The 14,600-nt window shown below is 71.6% G+C and carries 14 protein-coding genes and 3 tRNA genes; 8 read left to right on the top strand and 9 right to left on the bottom strand.

The genetic code is table 11. The annotated features are described in order from the left end of the window. Positions 1 to 15 precede the first annotated feature (15 nt). The 7 genes from B9S61_RS25325 to purS form a co-directional block, all read right to left on the bottom strand. Positions 16 to 801, bottom strand: coding sequence for an META domain-containing protein (locus B9S61_RS25325; RefSeq protein ID WP_103544310.1), 786 nt, complete (start codon positions 799 to 801; stop codon positions 16 to 18). Positions 802 to 849: 48 nt separating this feature from the next. After that, positions 850 to 1,647, bottom strand: a complete 798-nt coding sequence (locus tag B9S61_RS25330) for a maleylpyruvate isomerase family mycothiol-dependent enzyme (RefSeq protein WP_103544311.1) — start codon at positions 1,645 to 1,647, stop codon at positions 850 to 852. A 9-nt stretch (positions 1,648 to 1,656) separates the two neighbouring features. Continuing rightward, a complete protein-coding gene (locus B9S61_RS25335; protein WP_103544312.1) occupies positions 1,657 to 2,493 on the bottom strand; it encodes a M23 family metallopeptidase in 837 nt (278 codons plus the stop codon). 45 nt (positions 2,494 to 2,538) lie between these two features. Beyond that, on the bottom strand, positions 2,539 to 3,039 hold the full coding sequence (locus tag B9S61_RS25340; protein ID WP_181007523.1) for a helix-turn-helix transcriptional regulator: 501 nt from the start codon (positions 3,037 to 3,039) through the stop codon (positions 2,539 to 2,541). A gap of 116 nt (positions 3,040 to 3,155) precedes the next feature. After that, the gene (gene purL / locus B9S61_RS25345) at positions 3,156 to 5,492 is read right to left on the bottom strand and encodes a phosphoribosylformylglycinamidine synthase subunit PurL (RefSeq protein ID WP_258039848.1); all 2,337 of its coding nucleotides are present in this window, start codon (positions 5,490 to 5,492) and stop codon (positions 3,156 to 3,158) included. Beyond that, positions 5,489 to 6,193 carry a phosphoribosylformylglycinamidine synthase subunit PurQ gene (gene purQ / locus B9S61_RS25350; protein ID WP_103544314.1) on the bottom strand — a complete coding sequence of 235 codons (705 nt, stop codon included), beginning with the start codon at positions 6,191 to 6,193 and terminating at the stop codon, positions 5,489 to 5,491. The genes purL and purQ overlap by 4 nt, the downstream gene beginning before the upstream one ends. Further along, the gene (purS, locus tag B9S61_RS25355) at positions 6,190 to 6,453 is read right to left on the bottom strand and encodes a phosphoribosylformylglycinamidine synthase subunit PurS (RefSeq protein WP_103544315.1); all 264 of its coding nucleotides are present in this window, start codon (positions 6,451 to 6,453) and stop codon (positions 6,190 to 6,192) included. The genes purQ and purS overlap by 4 nt, the downstream gene beginning before the upstream one ends. Before the next feature lie 352 nt (positions 6,454 to 6,805). Here purS and B9S61_RS25360 point away from each other — a divergent pair, with 352 nt between their 5' ends. The 8 genes from B9S61_RS25360 to B9S61_RS25395 all read left to right on the top strand — a co-directional run bounded on the left by B9S61_RS25360 (position 6,806) and on the right by B9S61_RS25395 (position 11,695). Beyond that, positions 6,806 to 7,123: an Lsr2 family protein gene (locus B9S61_RS25360; protein WP_103544316.1), complete on the top strand. Its 318-nt coding sequence runs from the start codon at positions 6,806 to 6,808 to the stop codon at positions 7,121 to 7,123. 231 nt (positions 7,124 to 7,354) lie between these two features. After that, positions 7,355 to 7,426 (top strand) — tRNA-Gly (locus B9S61_RS25365). Positions 7,427 to 7,506: 80 nt separating this feature from the next. Next, positions 7,507 to 7,579: transfer RNA gene (locus B9S61_RS25370), tRNA-Gly, on the top strand. Positions 7,580 to 7,728: 149 nt separating this feature from the next. Beyond that, on the top strand, positions 7,729 to 8,691 hold the full coding sequence (locus B9S61_RS25375; protein WP_103544317.1) for an ABC transporter ATP-binding protein: 963 nt from the start codon (positions 7,729 to 7,731) through the stop codon (positions 8,689 to 8,691). Next, positions 8,688 to 9,464, top strand: a complete 777-nt coding sequence (locus B9S61_RS25380; protein WP_103544318.1) for an ABC transporter permease — start codon at positions 8,688 to 8,690, stop codon at positions 9,462 to 9,464. The genes B9S61_RS25375 and B9S61_RS25380 overlap by 4 nt, the downstream gene beginning before the upstream one ends. Before the next feature lie 244 nt (positions 9,465 to 9,708). Further along, positions 9,709 to 10,983 carry a sensor histidine kinase gene (locus tag B9S61_RS25385; protein WP_103544319.1) on the top strand — a complete coding sequence of 425 codons (1,275 nt, stop codon included), beginning with the start codon at positions 9,709 to 9,711 and terminating at the stop codon, positions 10,981 to 10,983. Then, a complete protein-coding gene (locus tag B9S61_RS25390) occupies positions 10,980 to 11,600 on the top strand; it encodes a response regulator transcription factor (RefSeq protein WP_103544320.1) in 621 nt (206 codons plus the stop codon). Before B9S61_RS25385 ends, B9S61_RS25390 begins: the two co-directional genes overlap by 4 nt. Positions 11,601 to 11,622: 22 nt before the next feature. Continuing rightward, a tRNA-Gly gene (locus tag B9S61_RS25395) sits at positions 11,623 to 11,695 on the top strand. A 146-nt stretch (positions 11,696 to 11,841) separates the two neighbouring features. Here B9S61_RS25395 and B9S61_RS25400 read toward each other — a convergent pair. Continuing rightward, positions 11,842 to 12,741, bottom strand: a complete 900-nt coding sequence (locus B9S61_RS25400) for a phosphoribosylaminoimidazolesuccinocarboxamide synthase (RefSeq protein ID WP_103544321.1) — start codon at positions 12,739 to 12,741, stop codon at positions 11,842 to 11,844. A gap of 69 nt (positions 12,742 to 12,810) precedes the next feature. Further along, positions 12,811 to 14,364 carry a N,N-dimethylformamidase beta subunit family domain-containing protein gene (locus tag B9S61_RS25405; RefSeq protein WP_103544322.1) on the bottom strand — a complete coding sequence of 518 codons (1,554 nt, stop codon included), beginning with the start codon at positions 14,362 to 14,364 and terminating at the stop codon, positions 12,811 to 12,813. Between the last annotated feature and the right edge of the window lie 236 nt (positions 14,365 to 14,600).

The following is a 14,600-nucleotide window of genomic DNA, read 5'->3' on the forward strand; positions in this document are numbered from 1 at the left end:
GCCCCCGGCGGTGGATCAGCGCTGGGCGACGGCCCGGACGCCGGCGCCGTTTTCGCTGGTCAGCGTGAGATTCCGGCCCTCGATCCGGTAGCTCGCGGTGCCGTTGAACAGCTTCGTCAGGGCCCTCTCACCGGCCATGAGTGAGTCTTCGCACATCATTCGGGTCATGCCCGGCACGCCGAGGGTGATAATGCCGTCGCGCACGGTGGCGTCGGCGTTGACCTGGTTGCAGCCGAGGCTGCCGGCGACGGTGCCCTCCTCCTTGTCGAAGGTGAGGTGGGCGCGGCTGCCGAGGGCGGGGGTGGTGACGGTCCACCGGGTGCCGTGCAGCGGGCTGTCCTCGGTCCTGCTCAGGCGGACGGTGTCGCCGGACCCGGTGGTGAGGGTGAGACGGCCGTCGCTCACGTCGGTCTTCAGGGCGCCGTCGCCGAGGGCCCGTGCCACGGTGCTCTCGAAGTCCATGATTTTTTCGGGGCAGGCCCTCAGGGTGGTCTCGCGGTCGCCGCCGAACCGGATCCGGTCGCCTTCGAACGTGACCCGGCCCTTGAACAGGTTGCATCCGTAGCTGCCGGTGGCCCGGCCGTCCTCGTCCAGGGTGAGGTCGGCTCCGTCGGGGGCACGGTGGGTGGCGCCGTCGACGGTGAGGCTGTCGATGGTCCAGCGGATGCCGGTGACCGGTTCCGTCTCGGCGGTGGCGCTGCCGGTGCCCGCCTTCTCACTTCCACAGGCCGCCGCGAGCGGGACGACGAGCACGGCGAGGGCCGTCAGGGTCATGCGCTGCTGCTGCTTCTGCCTGTACATGCCGATTCGACGGGGGCGAGGAGCGGCCGGTTCCCCTTCCTGCCGGACTCACCCGAGCAGCGGCAGGTACGGCCCGAGGTCCGCCCGTTCCCCGCTCGCGCTCACCTCGGCCCCGGCGAGTGCGTCCTGCCAGGCCGTCCGCCCGCCGGCCAGCCGGATCCAGGTCAGCGGATCGGTCTCGACGACGTTCGGCGGGGTGCCCCGCGTGTGCCTCGGGCCTTCCACGCACTGCACGACCGCGTACGGCGGGATCCGCACCTCCGTCGAGCCACCGGGCGCCTTCGCGGCGAGCGCGTCGGCGAGCAGCCGGGTGCAGACGGCGAGGGCCTGCCGGTCGTACGGGATGTCCGGGCCGGGGACGGCGGCGTTCAGGTCGTCGGTGTGGACGACGAGCTCCACGGCGCGGGTCACGACATAGTCGGCCAGCGGCAGCGCGCCCGCGCTGGTGGGCAGCAGCCGGCTCCCGGGGTGGGCGTCGAGGCGGGCGGTGAAGCGGAGCTCGGCGTCCGCGAGGTGGGCGTCGAGGTCGGGGTGGCCGGCCGCGAGCCGCCGGGCGGTGCCCGCGATGGTGTCCGCGTCGTCCGCGACGGCGGACGGCCAGTCGGGCAGCCGCCCGTCCTGCCGGGCGGGCTCGGGCTCGTCGAGCAGCCGGTCCACCGCCGTCAGCGCCGTCCCGATGTGCGCGACGAGCTCCCGTACGGTCCAGTCGCCGAGCCGGGTGGGCAGGTCGAGCTGGTCCGGGGTGAGGGTGCGGACCGCCGCCCGTACGTTCCCGAACTGGGCCAGGACGGCGGCGCGGGTCTTCGCGGGGTCGTAGGAGCGGGTGCGCTTCTTGGCCGGGGGCATGGCGGCAGCCTATGCGGGGCCGACCGGTGCCGGTTCGGGTGCGTCGAACACCTCGCCGTTGCGGGGGACGCCTATGCCGCGCCAGGTGAACGGGACGCCGCGGGCGGTGTCCGGGTCGGGTCCGTCCATCAGCTGGAAGTGCAGGTGGGGCTCCGAGGAGTTGCCGGAGTTCCCGCAGGCGGCGACCACCTGCCCGGCGCGTACCCGGTCGCCCTCGCGCACCGTGAGGGAACCGCGCTTCAGGTGGGCGTAGACCGCGTGGACGCCGTCGCCGAGGTCCAGGACGAGGTGGTTGCCGAGGATCCGGTGGACTCCCGCCATCTCGCGCAGCGATCCCTCGGCCAGCATCAGGTACAGCAGCGCGGGCAGCGAGCCCCGGCTGAGGTGGTCGCGCTGCCGGTCGTGCACCCGCACGACGCGGGCGTCGGCGACGGCGCGCAGCGCGACACCGAACGCCGGGAACGCGGCCGGGCGGCGGGTGAGCGGCCACAGCACGGAGAAGCCCGGACGGGCGCCCGGTTCCGGCTCGGCCATGACGTCGATGGCGTAGGTCTGGCCGTAGGCGTGCACTCCGTGGCTCGGGGTGTGCTCGGCCGGGCTGTTCAGCGCGGACCAGCGGCCGGTCACGGGCGGGGCGACCTCGACGGGCTCACGGGCGACGCCCGGGGCGTCCGGGGCGCCGCCCCACCTGTTCACCGTGATGATCACGGCGTGCGCCAGGGCCAGCACCAGGAGGTTCCACCACCCGCCGTACTCCCAGCCGAAGGCGATGTGCGCGATCACCAGCGCGACGAAGCCGAGCTGCAGACCCCGGAACGTGTTCATGGCGATCTTGCGTGCGGACATGCTTCCCCCTGTGTCCTCGGTGTCGGGCAGCGGTCGGGGCGGTGGTCAGGGCCGGGCCGCCGACAGCGTCACCAGCAGCGGTACGACCCGGCCGGGTGGTACCTCGTAGCGGCCCCGGCCGGTGGTGTGCAGCCAGCCGGCGCCGGTGAGCTGGCGCAGATGGTGGTAGATCTGGCCGGTCGTGCCGATCCCCTCCAGTTCCGCCAGTTCGGCCGCGGTGCGGCGGCCGCCGACTATGGCGCGGACCATCCGGAGCCGTACCGGATGCCCGAGCGCGGCGAGCGCCTCGGCGGCGTCCGGCCAGTCGTGGGCCAGCAGCCCCTCGGTCAGCGCGCCGTGCTGCCACTCGTACTGCTCGCCCGTCGGCATCCGGACCGCGCCGGTGAACAGCACGCCCCCGTCTGCCGCCTTCACCTCGGCGAGCTGCTGCTTCAGACCCTCCAGGGCCCAGAAGTCGCCCTCGCCCAGGCCGGGGGCGGTCCGGTCGGCCGCCTCCAGCGCCGCCAGCCGGCGTTCGAGCTCGGTCATGCGCTCTTCGAGTTCCACTCTTCGAGATTACGTAACTACGTAATTTCGCGCAAGGGTTTTCCGGTGGTGGCCACGACGCACCGAAGCCCCCGCCCGGTGCGGGCGGGGGCTTCGGTGCGGAAGCGGCGGGCGGATCAGGCCAGCAGCGCCGGGATCGTGCCCTCGTGGGCCTCGCGCAGCTCGGCCAGGGGGAGCGTGAACTCGCCCTGGACCTCGATCGTGTCGCCGTCGACGACACCGATACGGGTGGCCGGCAGACCGCGCGCACCGCACATGTCGTTGAAGCGGAGCTCCTCCGAGCGCGGCACGGCGACGACCGCGCGGCCGGCCGACTCGGAGAACAGGAAGGTGAACGCGTCGAGCCCGTCCGGGACGACCAGACGCGCGCCCTTCTCCCCGAGCAGCGCCGACTCCACGACCGCCTGGACCAGACCGCCGTCCGACAGGTCGTGCGCGGAGTCGATCATGCCGTCGCGGGAGGCGGAGATCAGGACCTCGCCGAGGAGACGCTCACGCTCCAGGTCGACCTTGGGCGGCAGGCCGCCGAGGTGGTCGTGGACGACCTGGGACCAGGCCGAGCCGCCGAACTCCTCGCGCGTGTCGCCGAGGAGGTACAGCAGCTGGCCGTCCTCCTGGAAGGCGACCGGCGTGCGGCGGGCCACGTCGTCGATGACACCGAGGACCGCGACCACCGGGGTCGGGTGGATGGCGGCCTCGCCCGTCTGGTTGTAGAGCGAGACGTTGCCGCCGGTCACCGGGGTGCCGAGCTGCTGACAGCCGTCCGCGAGACCGCGTACGGCCTCGGCGAACTGCCACATGACCGCCGGGTCCTCCGGCGAGCCGAAGTTCAGGCAGTCGGAGACGGCGAGGGGCTTGGCACCGGTCGTCGCCACGTTGCGGTAGGCCTCGGCAAGGGCCAGCTGGGCGCCCGTGTAGGGGTCGAGCTTGGCGTAGCGGCCGTTGCCGTCGGTGGCGATCGCGACGCCGAGGCCGGACGCCTCGTCGATGCGGATCATGCCGGAGTCCTCGGGCTGGGCGAGGACGGTGTTGCCCTGCACGAAGTGGTCGTACTGCTGGGTGATCCACTGCTTGGAGGCCTGGTTGGGCGAGCCGACCAGCTTCAGGACCTGGCCCTTCAGCTCCTCGGAGGTCTCCGGGCGGGCCAGCTTGTTCGCGTCGTCCGCCTGGAGCTCGTCCTGCCAGGACGGGCGGGCGTAGGGGCGCTCGTAGACCGGGCCGTCGTGGGCGACGGTGCGCGGGTCGACGTCGACGATCTTTCCGCCGTGCCAGTAGATCTCCAGCCGGTCGCCGTCGGTCACCTCACCGATGACGGTGGCGATGACGTCCCACTTGTCGCAGATCTCGAGGAAGCGGTCGACCTTCTCCGGCTCCACGACCGCGCACATGCGCTCCTGCGACTCGCTCATGAGGATCTCCTCGGGCGAGAGCGTGGAGTCGCGCAGCGGTACGTCGTCGAGGGTGACGCGCATGCCGCCGGAGCCGTTGGAGGCCAGCTCGGAGGTGGCGCAGGACAGGCCGGCCGCGCCGAGGTCCTGGATGCCGACGACCAGCTTCTCGGCGAACGCCTCCAGGGTGCACTCGATGAGGAGCTTCTCCTGGAAGGGGTCGCCGACCTGGACCGCCGGGCGCTTCGACGGCTTGGCGCCCGCCGCGTCGGCGGCTGATGTATCCGTGAACGTCTCGCTCGCCAGGATCGACGCGCCGCCGATGCCGTCACCGCCGGTACGGGCGCCGTACAGGATGACCTTGTTGCCCGCGCCGGACGCCTTGGCGAGGTGGATGTCCTCGTGCCGCATGACGCCGATGGCCCCGGCGTTGACCAGCGGGTTGCCCTGGTAGCAGGCGTCGAAGACGACCTCGCCGCCGATGTTGGGCAGGCCCAGGCAGTTGCCGTAGCCGCCGATTCCCGCGACGACGCCCGGCAGGACGCGCTTGGTGTCGGGGTGGTCCGCGGCGCCGAAGCGCAGGGGGTCCACGACCGCGACCGGGCGGGCGCCCATCGCGATGATGTCGCGGACGATGCCGCCGACGCCCGTGGCCGCGCCCTGGTAGGGCTCGACGTAGGAGGGGTGGTTGTGCGACTCGACCTTGAAGGTGACCGCGTAGCCCTGGCCGACGTCGACGACACCGGCGTTCTCGCCGATGCCGACGAGGAGGGCCTCGGACTCGGGGGCCTTCTCGCCGAACTGGCGCAGGTGGACCTTGCTGCTCTTGTACGAGCAGTGCTCGGACCACATCACCGAGTACATGGCGAGCTCGGCGCCGGTCGGGCGGCGGCCGAGGATCTCCACGACCCGCTCGTACTCGTCCTTCTTCAGGCCGAGCTCGGCCCAGGGCAGCTCGACGTCGGGGGTCGCGGCCGCGTGCTCGACCGTGTCCAGACGGGAAGGGGCGGCCCGAAGGGCCTCGGTGTCGGGCGGCGGTGGGAGACGGGAGGGCGTCTTGCTCATGCGGTGACCAGCTTCTTGAGGATCGAGGTGAAGAACGGCAGGCCGTCGGTACGGCCCGTACCGATCAGCGACTCGACGGCGTGCTCGGGGTGCGGCATCAGGCCGACGACGTTGCCGGCGGCGTTGGTGATGCCGGCGATGTCGTTGAGCGAGCCGTTCGGGTTGCCGTATCCATCAGCGGCTTCGCCGCGGACCATGTAGCGGAACGCGACCCGCCCCTCGGCCTCCAGCTCGTCCAGCGTCCGCCGGTCGGCCACGTAGCGGCCGTCCATGTTCTTCAGCGGGATGTGGATCTCCTGGCCGGCCGTGTAGTCGGTGGTCCAGGCGGTGTCCGCGTTCTCCACCCGCAGCTTCTGGTCGCGGCAGATGAAGTGCAGGTGGTCGTTGCCCAGCATGCCGCCGGGGAGCAGGTGCGCCTCGGTGAGGATCTGGAAGCCGTTGCAGATGCCGAGCACCGGCAGACCGGCCTTCGCCTGGTCGATGACGGTGTCCATCACCGGCGAGAAGCGCGCGATGGCGCCGGCGCGCAGATAGTCGCCGTAACTGAAACCACCGCAGAGCACCACGGCGTCGACCTGCTTGAGGTCCTTGTCCTTGTGCCAGAGGGCGACGGGCTCGGCGCCGGCGACGCGGATCGCGCGCTGCGTGTCCCGGTCGTCGAGGCTGCCGGGGAAAGTGACGACGCCAATACGAGCGGTCACTTCACGGCCTCCGCGACTTCCTCGACGCGGACGGTGAAGTCCTCGATCACGGTGTTGGCGAGAAAGGATTCCGCAAGATCGTGGATACGCGCGAGCGCGGCCGCGTCGACCGGCCCGTCAACTTCCAGTTCGAATCGCTTTCCCTGACGGACGTCCGAGATCCCCTCGAAACCCAGTCGCGGCAGTGCGCGCTGCACCGCCTGGCCCTGGGGGTCGAGGATCTCCGGCTTGAGCATGACGTCGACTACGACGCGTGCCACTGGCACTCCCGGTGTGTGGTGCTGAGCAGGTCCCTTCAGACTACCCGCACAAAATTTCTACGCGGGTAGAGTTGTAGGAATCTACGTGAGCCCGATCACGATTCGGCATCACGGGGAGGCGTCAGGGAAAAATCCGGGAAAAATCCGTGTTCACTCACATCTCTCTATTGCGCCGTGGACACGCGGGCAGATTTAGTCGGGCTTCACATTGCATTGCCGGGCCCTGTACAAATGAATTGTCATTAGCAGATACTCTGCCCGATTACAGGCGAACAGCCGACATCTCGGCGACGTACCGGCACGTCATCACGGACGTACGGACGAGAGGTGTCGCACGAAGGGACCGATATTCGTGGCGCAGAAGGTCGTGGTCACTCTCTTTGACGACATCGACGGCTCGGAAGCGGCGGAAACGATCGCCTTCGGACTCGACGGCAAGTCGTACGAGATCGACCTCAATGAAGCCAATGCCAGGAAACTGCGGGAGGCGCTCGAGCCCTACGTGGACGCCGGCCGCAAGCGGTCGCGGTCCGGCAAGGCGTACCGGCAGACGGAGGTCGCTCCCGACCCGGCCGCCGTACGCGCCTGGGCACAGGCCAACCGGATGGACGTCCCCGCACGGGGGCGGATCCCCAAGAGGGTCTACGAGGCGTTCGCCGCGGCACGCTGAGCCGGCCCGGACGACCCCGTCCCGTACCCGGGGGCGTGAGGCGGACGCCCCCGGGCAGGCCGGGCCCCGGGGCCCGTTCGGGTGAGCACGGACGAGCCCGTGCGGGTGGCACGCCCGACGGCCGGTCACCCGCCCCTCCCGGCAACCGACTTGCGCAGCACCCCCGCTGATCAGCTAGAGTCTGGAGCACGCCGAGGGGCAAGGCCGAAAGGCCCGGCTCACGGAGTACACGCGGGTGTAGTTCAGTAGTAGAACATCCCCCTTCCAGGGGGAAGGCGCAGTGTGCAATTCCTGTCACCCGCTCTGCATCGCCGTACCGGACATCCATGTCGATCAGGTAGGCTGGTGCCCGCGCCGATCGGTGAGAGCCGGTCGGAGGCAATGCGGACGTAGCTCAGCTGGTAGAGCGCAACCTTGCCAAGGTTGAGGTCGCGAGTTCGAACCTCGTCGTCCGCTCTTCGCTCAAAGGCCCCGGTCATCGACCGGGGCCTTTGTCGTGTCCCTCCCGGGAGATCGCCTCCCCGGGCGGCGCCACTGACATGTGTCATGCCCGTCCATGACAGCCCGCACTGCCCGGGCCGCCCGGCCACAGGGATGATCGAGCCATGGAAACCAACGAACACGAGCACGTGATCGAGGTCACCGGCCTGCGACGTGTCTACGGGGGCGGGTTCGAAGCGGTGCGCGGGATCGACTTCTCGGTGCGGCGCGGCGAGATCTTCGCCCTGCTCGGCACCAACGGAGCGGGCAAGACCTCCACCGTCGAACTGCTGGAAGGCCTCGCGGCCCCGGCCGGCGGGCGTGTACGGGTCCTCGGCCACGACCCGTACACGGACCGCGCGGTCATCCGGCCCCGCACCGGAGTGATGCTCCAGGAAGGCGGCTTCCCCTCCGAGCTGACCGTCGCCGAGACCGCCCGGATGTGGGCGGGCTGCGTCAGCGGCGCCCGGCCCGAGGAGGAGGTCCTGACGCTGGTCGGGCTGGGCACGAGGACCGGGGTCCGCGTGAAACAGCTCTCCGGGGGACAGCGGCGCCGCCTGGACCTCGCGCTCGCGCTGCTCGGCGATCCCGATGTGCTCTTCCTCGACGAGCCGACCACCGGGCTCGACCCCGAGGGCCGCCGGGAGACCTGGGAGTTGGTGAGCGCGCTGCGCGACCGCGGTACGACCGTGCTGCTCACCACGCACTACCTCGAAGAGGCCGAGTTCCTCGCCGACCGGCTCGCGATCATGCACGAGGGCCGTATCGCCGCCACCGGCACCCCGGCCGAGGTGACCGCCTCCGAGCCGTCCCGGATCACCTTCGACCTGCCCGAGGGCTACTTCGCGGGCGACCTGCCGCCGCTCGCCGAACTGGGCGTGAGCGACCACACGGTCGACGGCCGGACCGTCCGGCTGCACACCAGCGAACTGCAGCGGGCGGCCACCGCACTGCTGGTCTGGGCGGACCGCGCCGGGGTGGAGCTGCACCGGCTGGACGTGCGCTCGGCCTCTCTGGAGGAGGCTTTCCTCCGGATCGCCAAGGAGGCGGCCGCAAAAACGGTGACGACGAAGGAGTACGCAGCATGAGCACGGCCGTGACCACCCCGGTGAGCCGGATGACCGCGCTCGCCCGGGCCGAGCTGACCCTGCTGGGACGGACCAAGGGCACCCTCTTCGCAGCGCTGTTCGTGCCGCTGGTGCTGCCGGTCAGCGCGCGTGAGGCGGCCAGAGGGATGGACCTCGCCGAGGCCGGGCTCACCATCGGCACGATGGTGCTGCCGGCCGCGATCGGCTTCTCGCTCCTGTTCGCCGTCTACTCGGCGCTCGTCGGCTCCCTCGTCGCCCGCCGTGAGGAACTCGTCCTCAAGCGGCTGCGTACCGGGGAGCTGCGGGACGGCGAGATCCTCGCCGGGTCCGCGCTGCCGGCGACCACCACGGGCCTGGTGCAGTCGCTGCTGCTGGCGGCCGGCTGCGTGATCCTGCTGGACATGCCGGCCCCGCCGGCCGTGTACCTGTCGGTGCTGGGGCTGCTGCTGGGACTGCCGCTGTGCGTGGGACTCGCGATCGTCACCGCGAGCTTCACCCGGACCAGCGAGAGTGCCCAGGTCACCCCGCTGCCGCTGATGTTCCTGTCGATGCTGGCCTCCGGGATGATGATCCCCCTGGAGATCCTTCCCGACCGGGTCGCCGCCTTCTGCGAGCTGCTGCCGCTGACCCCCGTGATGACCCTGGTGCGCGGCGGCTTCACCGGCGACCTGTCGGCCGGCGGGGCGCTGGGAGCCGTGGCCGTGGCGGTGGCCTGGATCGCTTTCGCGGTGTTTGCTGTACGACGGTGGTTCCGCTGGGAGCCGAGGCACTGACATGGGCCGGGGCCTGTCCGGCCGACCGGGCCGGAGAGAACCGAGGCCCCTCGCGGCATGGGTGAGCGGTACCCGTCGGCGCGGCCGCACGGCGCGGAGCAGGCGGCGTGGGAAGCCGGCAACCGGTGACGTCGCTGGGGCGCCGCCCGACTCACCCTTGGGGCAAGCGGGACGAGCGCGCTGTCGGACCCGGCGTCGCCGGCACGGTCCGCCGTACACGATGTGGGGCAAGGAGCACGGGGAGATGAGCAGGTCCGGCGGCTGGTGGGGACGCAAGAGCACACCGGCGAAGTTCGAGACGTACACCCGGTGGTCGTTCCACATGCTCGCGCTGACCGAGCTTTCAGTGGCGGTCGGGCCGGTGGTCGGGCAGGTGGAGCAGCGGCGGCCGGCCCTGGTGCTGATTGCCCTGGCGGCCGTGCACAGTGTGGTCTGCGGTGTGACCGGCTCGCGGACCCTGGACTGGCATCGCGGCCAGCGGGACCGCCCGGTGCGGACGCTGTGGTCGTTCGGTGCCGTGACCGTGCTGGTGGCCGCCGTCGCGCTCGTCATCGCCCGGCGGAGCCCCGGCGGCGGTGAGGTGGAGGGTGCCGCCGGCGGGATCTTCGCGATCACCATGGTCTTCGGTGCCGGTACGACCGCCATCGGCGTGCACGGGCGCGAGCGGATGGCCGCCATGGTGGCAGCCTTCGCGGCGGGGACGGGAGTGGTGTCCTGGGCCGTCACCCAGTCCTGGGCCGTCGCACTGGTCACCGCCCTGGTCGTGCTGGCCGGCGGCGGGTTCTTCGCCTTCACCTATGCCTTCTCCGTCTGGCTGCTCAACGCCGTCTACGAACTCGACGAAGCACGTGAGACCCGGGCCCGGCTGGCCGTCGCCGAGGAGCGGCTCAGGTTCGGACGGGACCTGCACGACGTGATGGGGCGCAACCTCGCGGTGATCGCGCTGAAGAGCGAGCTGGCCGTCCAGCTGGCCCAGCGGAAGCGGCCGGAGGCCGTGACCCAGATGGTCGAGGTGCAGCGGCTCGCGCACGAGGCGCAGCGAGAGGTGCGCGAGGTGGTGCGCGGATACCGCGAGGCCGATCTCGGCAGCGAGCTCGCGGGCGCGCAGGGCGTGCTGACCGCCGCCGGCATCGAGTGCACGGTCTCGGGACCGGTCACCGGGTTCCCGGCGCCGGTGCAGTCCGCGCTCGGCTGGGCGGTGCGGGAGGCCGCCACGAACGTGCTGCGGCACGGCGACGCGCGACGGTGCGCCATGGAACTGCGGGTACGGAAGGGGCATGTGGTGCTGACGGTGAGGAACGACGGGGTGCCGCCGCAGTCCGGCGGCCCGAGCCGGGGGGCCGGGCTCGTCGGGCTGCGGGAGCGGCTGGCGGAGATCGGCGGGACGCTGCGGGCCGGGCCCACCGGGGACGGACAGTTCCTGCTGACCGCCGAGGTCCCGCTGCCCGCGCATTCCGGCGAGGCCGCTCCGGCCGCCGCCGTTCAGACCCCTGATTCCGTGAGTGAGGCGACACCGTGACCGGTCCCCGGCCCGTGCGGCTGCTGCTGGCCGACGACGAGCACCTGATCCGGGGCGCGCTGGCCGCACTGCTCTCGCTCGAGGACGATCTGACGGTCGTCGCCGAGGCGGCCTCCGGACCGGAGGCACTGGCGATGGCGCGGGCGCACGCTCCGGACGTCGCCGTACTGGATCTGCAGATGCCCGGCGCGGACGGTGTGAAGGTCGCCACAACCCTGCGGGCCGAGCTGCCCGGCTGCCGGGTGCTGATCGTCACCAGTCACGGGCGGCCGGGACATCTGAAGCGGGCACTCGCGGCGGGTGTGCGCGGATTCGTTCCCAAGACCGTCAGCGCCCAGCGCCTCGCGGAGATCATCCGCACGGTGCACGCGGGAAACCGCTACGTCGACCCGGAGTTGGCCGCCGACGCGATCGCCGCCGGAGACTCCCCGCTGACGGTGCGCGAGGCCGAGGTGCTGGATCTGGCGGCGGACGGCGCGCCGGTGGCGGAGATCGCGGAGCGGGCCGCGCTGTCCCAGGGGACCGTGCGCAACTACCTCTCCTCGGCCGTCTCGAAGCTCGGGGCGGAGAACCGTCATGCGGCGGTGCGCCTCGCACGGGAGCGAGGTTGGGTATAGTGGGTGTCGCGCCACGGCGCATGCGAACGTAGCTCAGTTGGTAGAGCGCAACCTTGCCAAGGTTGAGGTCGCGAGTTCGAACCTCGTCGTTCGCTCAGAAACAAAGGCCCCGGTCATCGACCGGGGCCTTTGTCGTGGGTTTTTGCCGTGGGGCGGTCGTAGGCCTTCGTCGTGAGGCCTACGCCGCGGGGCTTCGTCGCGGGCCGGGCCCGGTGGTTGGCCGGGCCCGGCTGCCGGGCGTTCAGCTCCAGGTGGTGCCGGTCAACCGCTCGTACGCCTCCACGTACTTGGCCCGGGTCGCGTCCACCACCTGCTGCGGCAGCGGCGGCGGGGCCTGCTCGCTCGCGCGGTCCCAGCCCGACTCGGCCGAGGTGAGCCAGTCCCGTACGAACTGCTTGTCGTACGAGGGCTGGGCGTGGCCCGGCTCCCACTGCTCGGCCGGCCAGAAGCGGGAGGAGTCCGGGGTGAGCACCTCGTCGGCGATGACCAGGGTCTCGCCGTCGAAGCCGAACTCGAACTTGGTGTCCGCGAGGATGATGCCCCGGTCGCGGGCGATGTCCCGGGCGCGGGAGTAGGCGGCGAGGGTCGCCTGGCGCAGCCGGGCCGCGGTGTCCGCGCCGACCTGGCGGGCGACCTCCTCGTAGGAGACGTTCTCGTCGTGCTCGCCGACGGCGGCCTTGGTGGCCGGGGTGAAGATCGGGGCGGGCAGCTCCGAGCCGTCCACCAGGCCCTCCGGGAGGGCGAGGCCGCAGACCGTGCGGGACGCGTCGTACTCGGCGAGGCCGGAGCCGGTGAGGTAGCCGCGGGCCACGCACTCGACGGGGACCATGTTCAGCGACTTGCAGACCAGGGTGCGGCCCGCCCAGTCGCCGGGGGCGCCGTCCGGGAGCTCCGTGCTGAGGACGTGGTGGGGCAGCAGGTCGGCGAGCTGGTCGAACCACCACAGGGACAGCTGGGTGAGCACCCGGCCCTTGTCGGGGATCTCGGTCGGCAGCACCCAGTCGTAGGCGGAGATACGGTCACTGGCGACCATCACGAGGTCGCCCGCCTCATTCCGGTACAGCTCGCGCACCTTGCCGGTGTGCAGATGCACCAGGCCCGGAACCTGGATCGGTTCGGGCTTCTCGACGAATCCGGACACGGTTCCTCCCCGTGGTTCTGTCTGAATGACTCGATTCTCCCGTACGGGAGGGACGGTCGTCGCCGCGGGTCAGTCGCGTTTGCAGATGCGGTCCAGGAGGTTGGCCGTGGCGCGCTGGATCCGGGGGTCGACGTGGCCCGGACGGTCCAGCGCCGGCGACCAGGCGAAGGTGCCGGCGGCGAAGACCCAGGCGCCGGAGGGGGCACGGTAGAGCGAGGTCTCCTGGTGCCGCCGGGCGCCCGCCCGGTCGGTGTACGGGGAGTGCGCGAGCAGGACGCGCTCCTCGTAGTCGGGCAGCGGGGTCCGCGGGTAGTAGCGGTCGGCCTCGCCCGCGACCATGCCCTCGACGGCGTCGCCCTCGTGGGCGCCGGTCGCCTCCCACATCCAGTGGGCCGCGTTGCGGACGATCAGGGGATGCGGCCGCGGGACGTTGCCGGCGTACTGGATGCCGAGCAGCTGCTGCTCCGCGCGGTCGATCTCCCGCCACAGCACCGGCTTGCCCGGGCCCCGGCGTTTGCGGCAGGTCAGCAGACGGTCGGGGCCGGACGGGGAGGCGGCCAGCTCCACCTGCCAGTACAGGGTGTTGGCGGAGAGGAAGACCAGGGAGGTGCCGTGCGCGCGGGCGCGCTCGACGGCGGTGCGCATGGGGGCCGACCAGTACTCGTCGTGGCCGGGGAAGACCAGGCCTCGGTACCGGGTGGGGTCCACCCGGCCGGCGTGCAGGTCACGGGCGTCGGCGTAGGCGAGGTCGTAGCCGTAGCGTTCGGCCCAGCGGATGACGTCGTAGGCGTGCCCGACGTGCAGCGGCAGACCGGCGCCCGCGTAGGGGCGGTCGAAGGAGACGGTGGCGGCGGCGTCGGACTCGCCGAGCAGCCTGCCCCGCTCGTCCCAGGCGTGGTAGAGGCTGGCGCCGGTGCGGCCGTCCTCCGGGTAGAGGTTGTAGGCCTGCCAGGTGACGTCGGGCAGGACGAGGAGGAGGTCCGCCGGGCGGTTGTCGCGGACGGTGAACGGGATGTGCGAGCGGTAGCCGTCGGCCGTGGTGAGCACGGCGACGTACGCGCCGACGCTCCAGTACGACGGGACCGGTAACCGCCAGGACAGCCACCAGTGGTGGCAGGAGACGGTGCGGTCGGCGGTGAGCGGCGGGGGCTGCACTATGCCGGAGAGGCGAGGGCTGGAGGTGATCTTGATGGCACCGTCGCCTGCGTAGTGGCCGATGCGGTAGACGTCGACGCCGAACTCCTGGGGCGGGTCGACGGTGATGTGGAAGTCGATGGACTCGCCGGGGGCGACGGTCCCGGTCGAGCTGAAGCCCTTGATCTGGCGGCGCACGTCGTCGGCGGCGCGGGGACCGCCGCCGCCGGAACGGGGGGCGGAGACCCGGGGGCCGCGCTGCCCGGGGAGGCGGGCCGCGGACCGGTGCGAGCGCGGTAAGGAGTCCGGATCCGCGTCCGTGTCCGTGTCGTCCGCGTCCACGTCCACGTACCAGGGGACGACCTGGCCGGTGTCGCCGAAGTACGTCTCCCCGCCGCGCAGCCACGGGAGGGGTCCCTGCCCGAACGGGTCGTTCACGGCGTGCGCCAGTGCTCCCGACTCCCAGCGGCGAATCTGCTCCGATCCCATGATCGCTCCCCTCCTCGTGCCCCGGTTGCGATGCGGTGCGGTGCGTGGTGCTGTTCGGCGGTCGCCTGACGGGCGAGGCCTGGCGTGACTTATGTGTTTGTCGTATGTCGCGAGCTCTTGCCAGTGAGCGTGAACGGTCCAAGCACATCACATAACGCACGCAGTCCGTCACCGTTCGTTTTGAATTGACCGAAAGCGGAGGGGTGGACTCCGGTCGGGCCGGGTCGCGGGTCATC

Origin of the sequence: Streptomyces sp. SM1, from assembly GCF_002910825.1 — a bacterium.
GTDB lineage: Bacteria > Actinomycetota > Actinomycetes > Streptomycetales > Streptomycetaceae > Streptomyces > Streptomyces okerensis.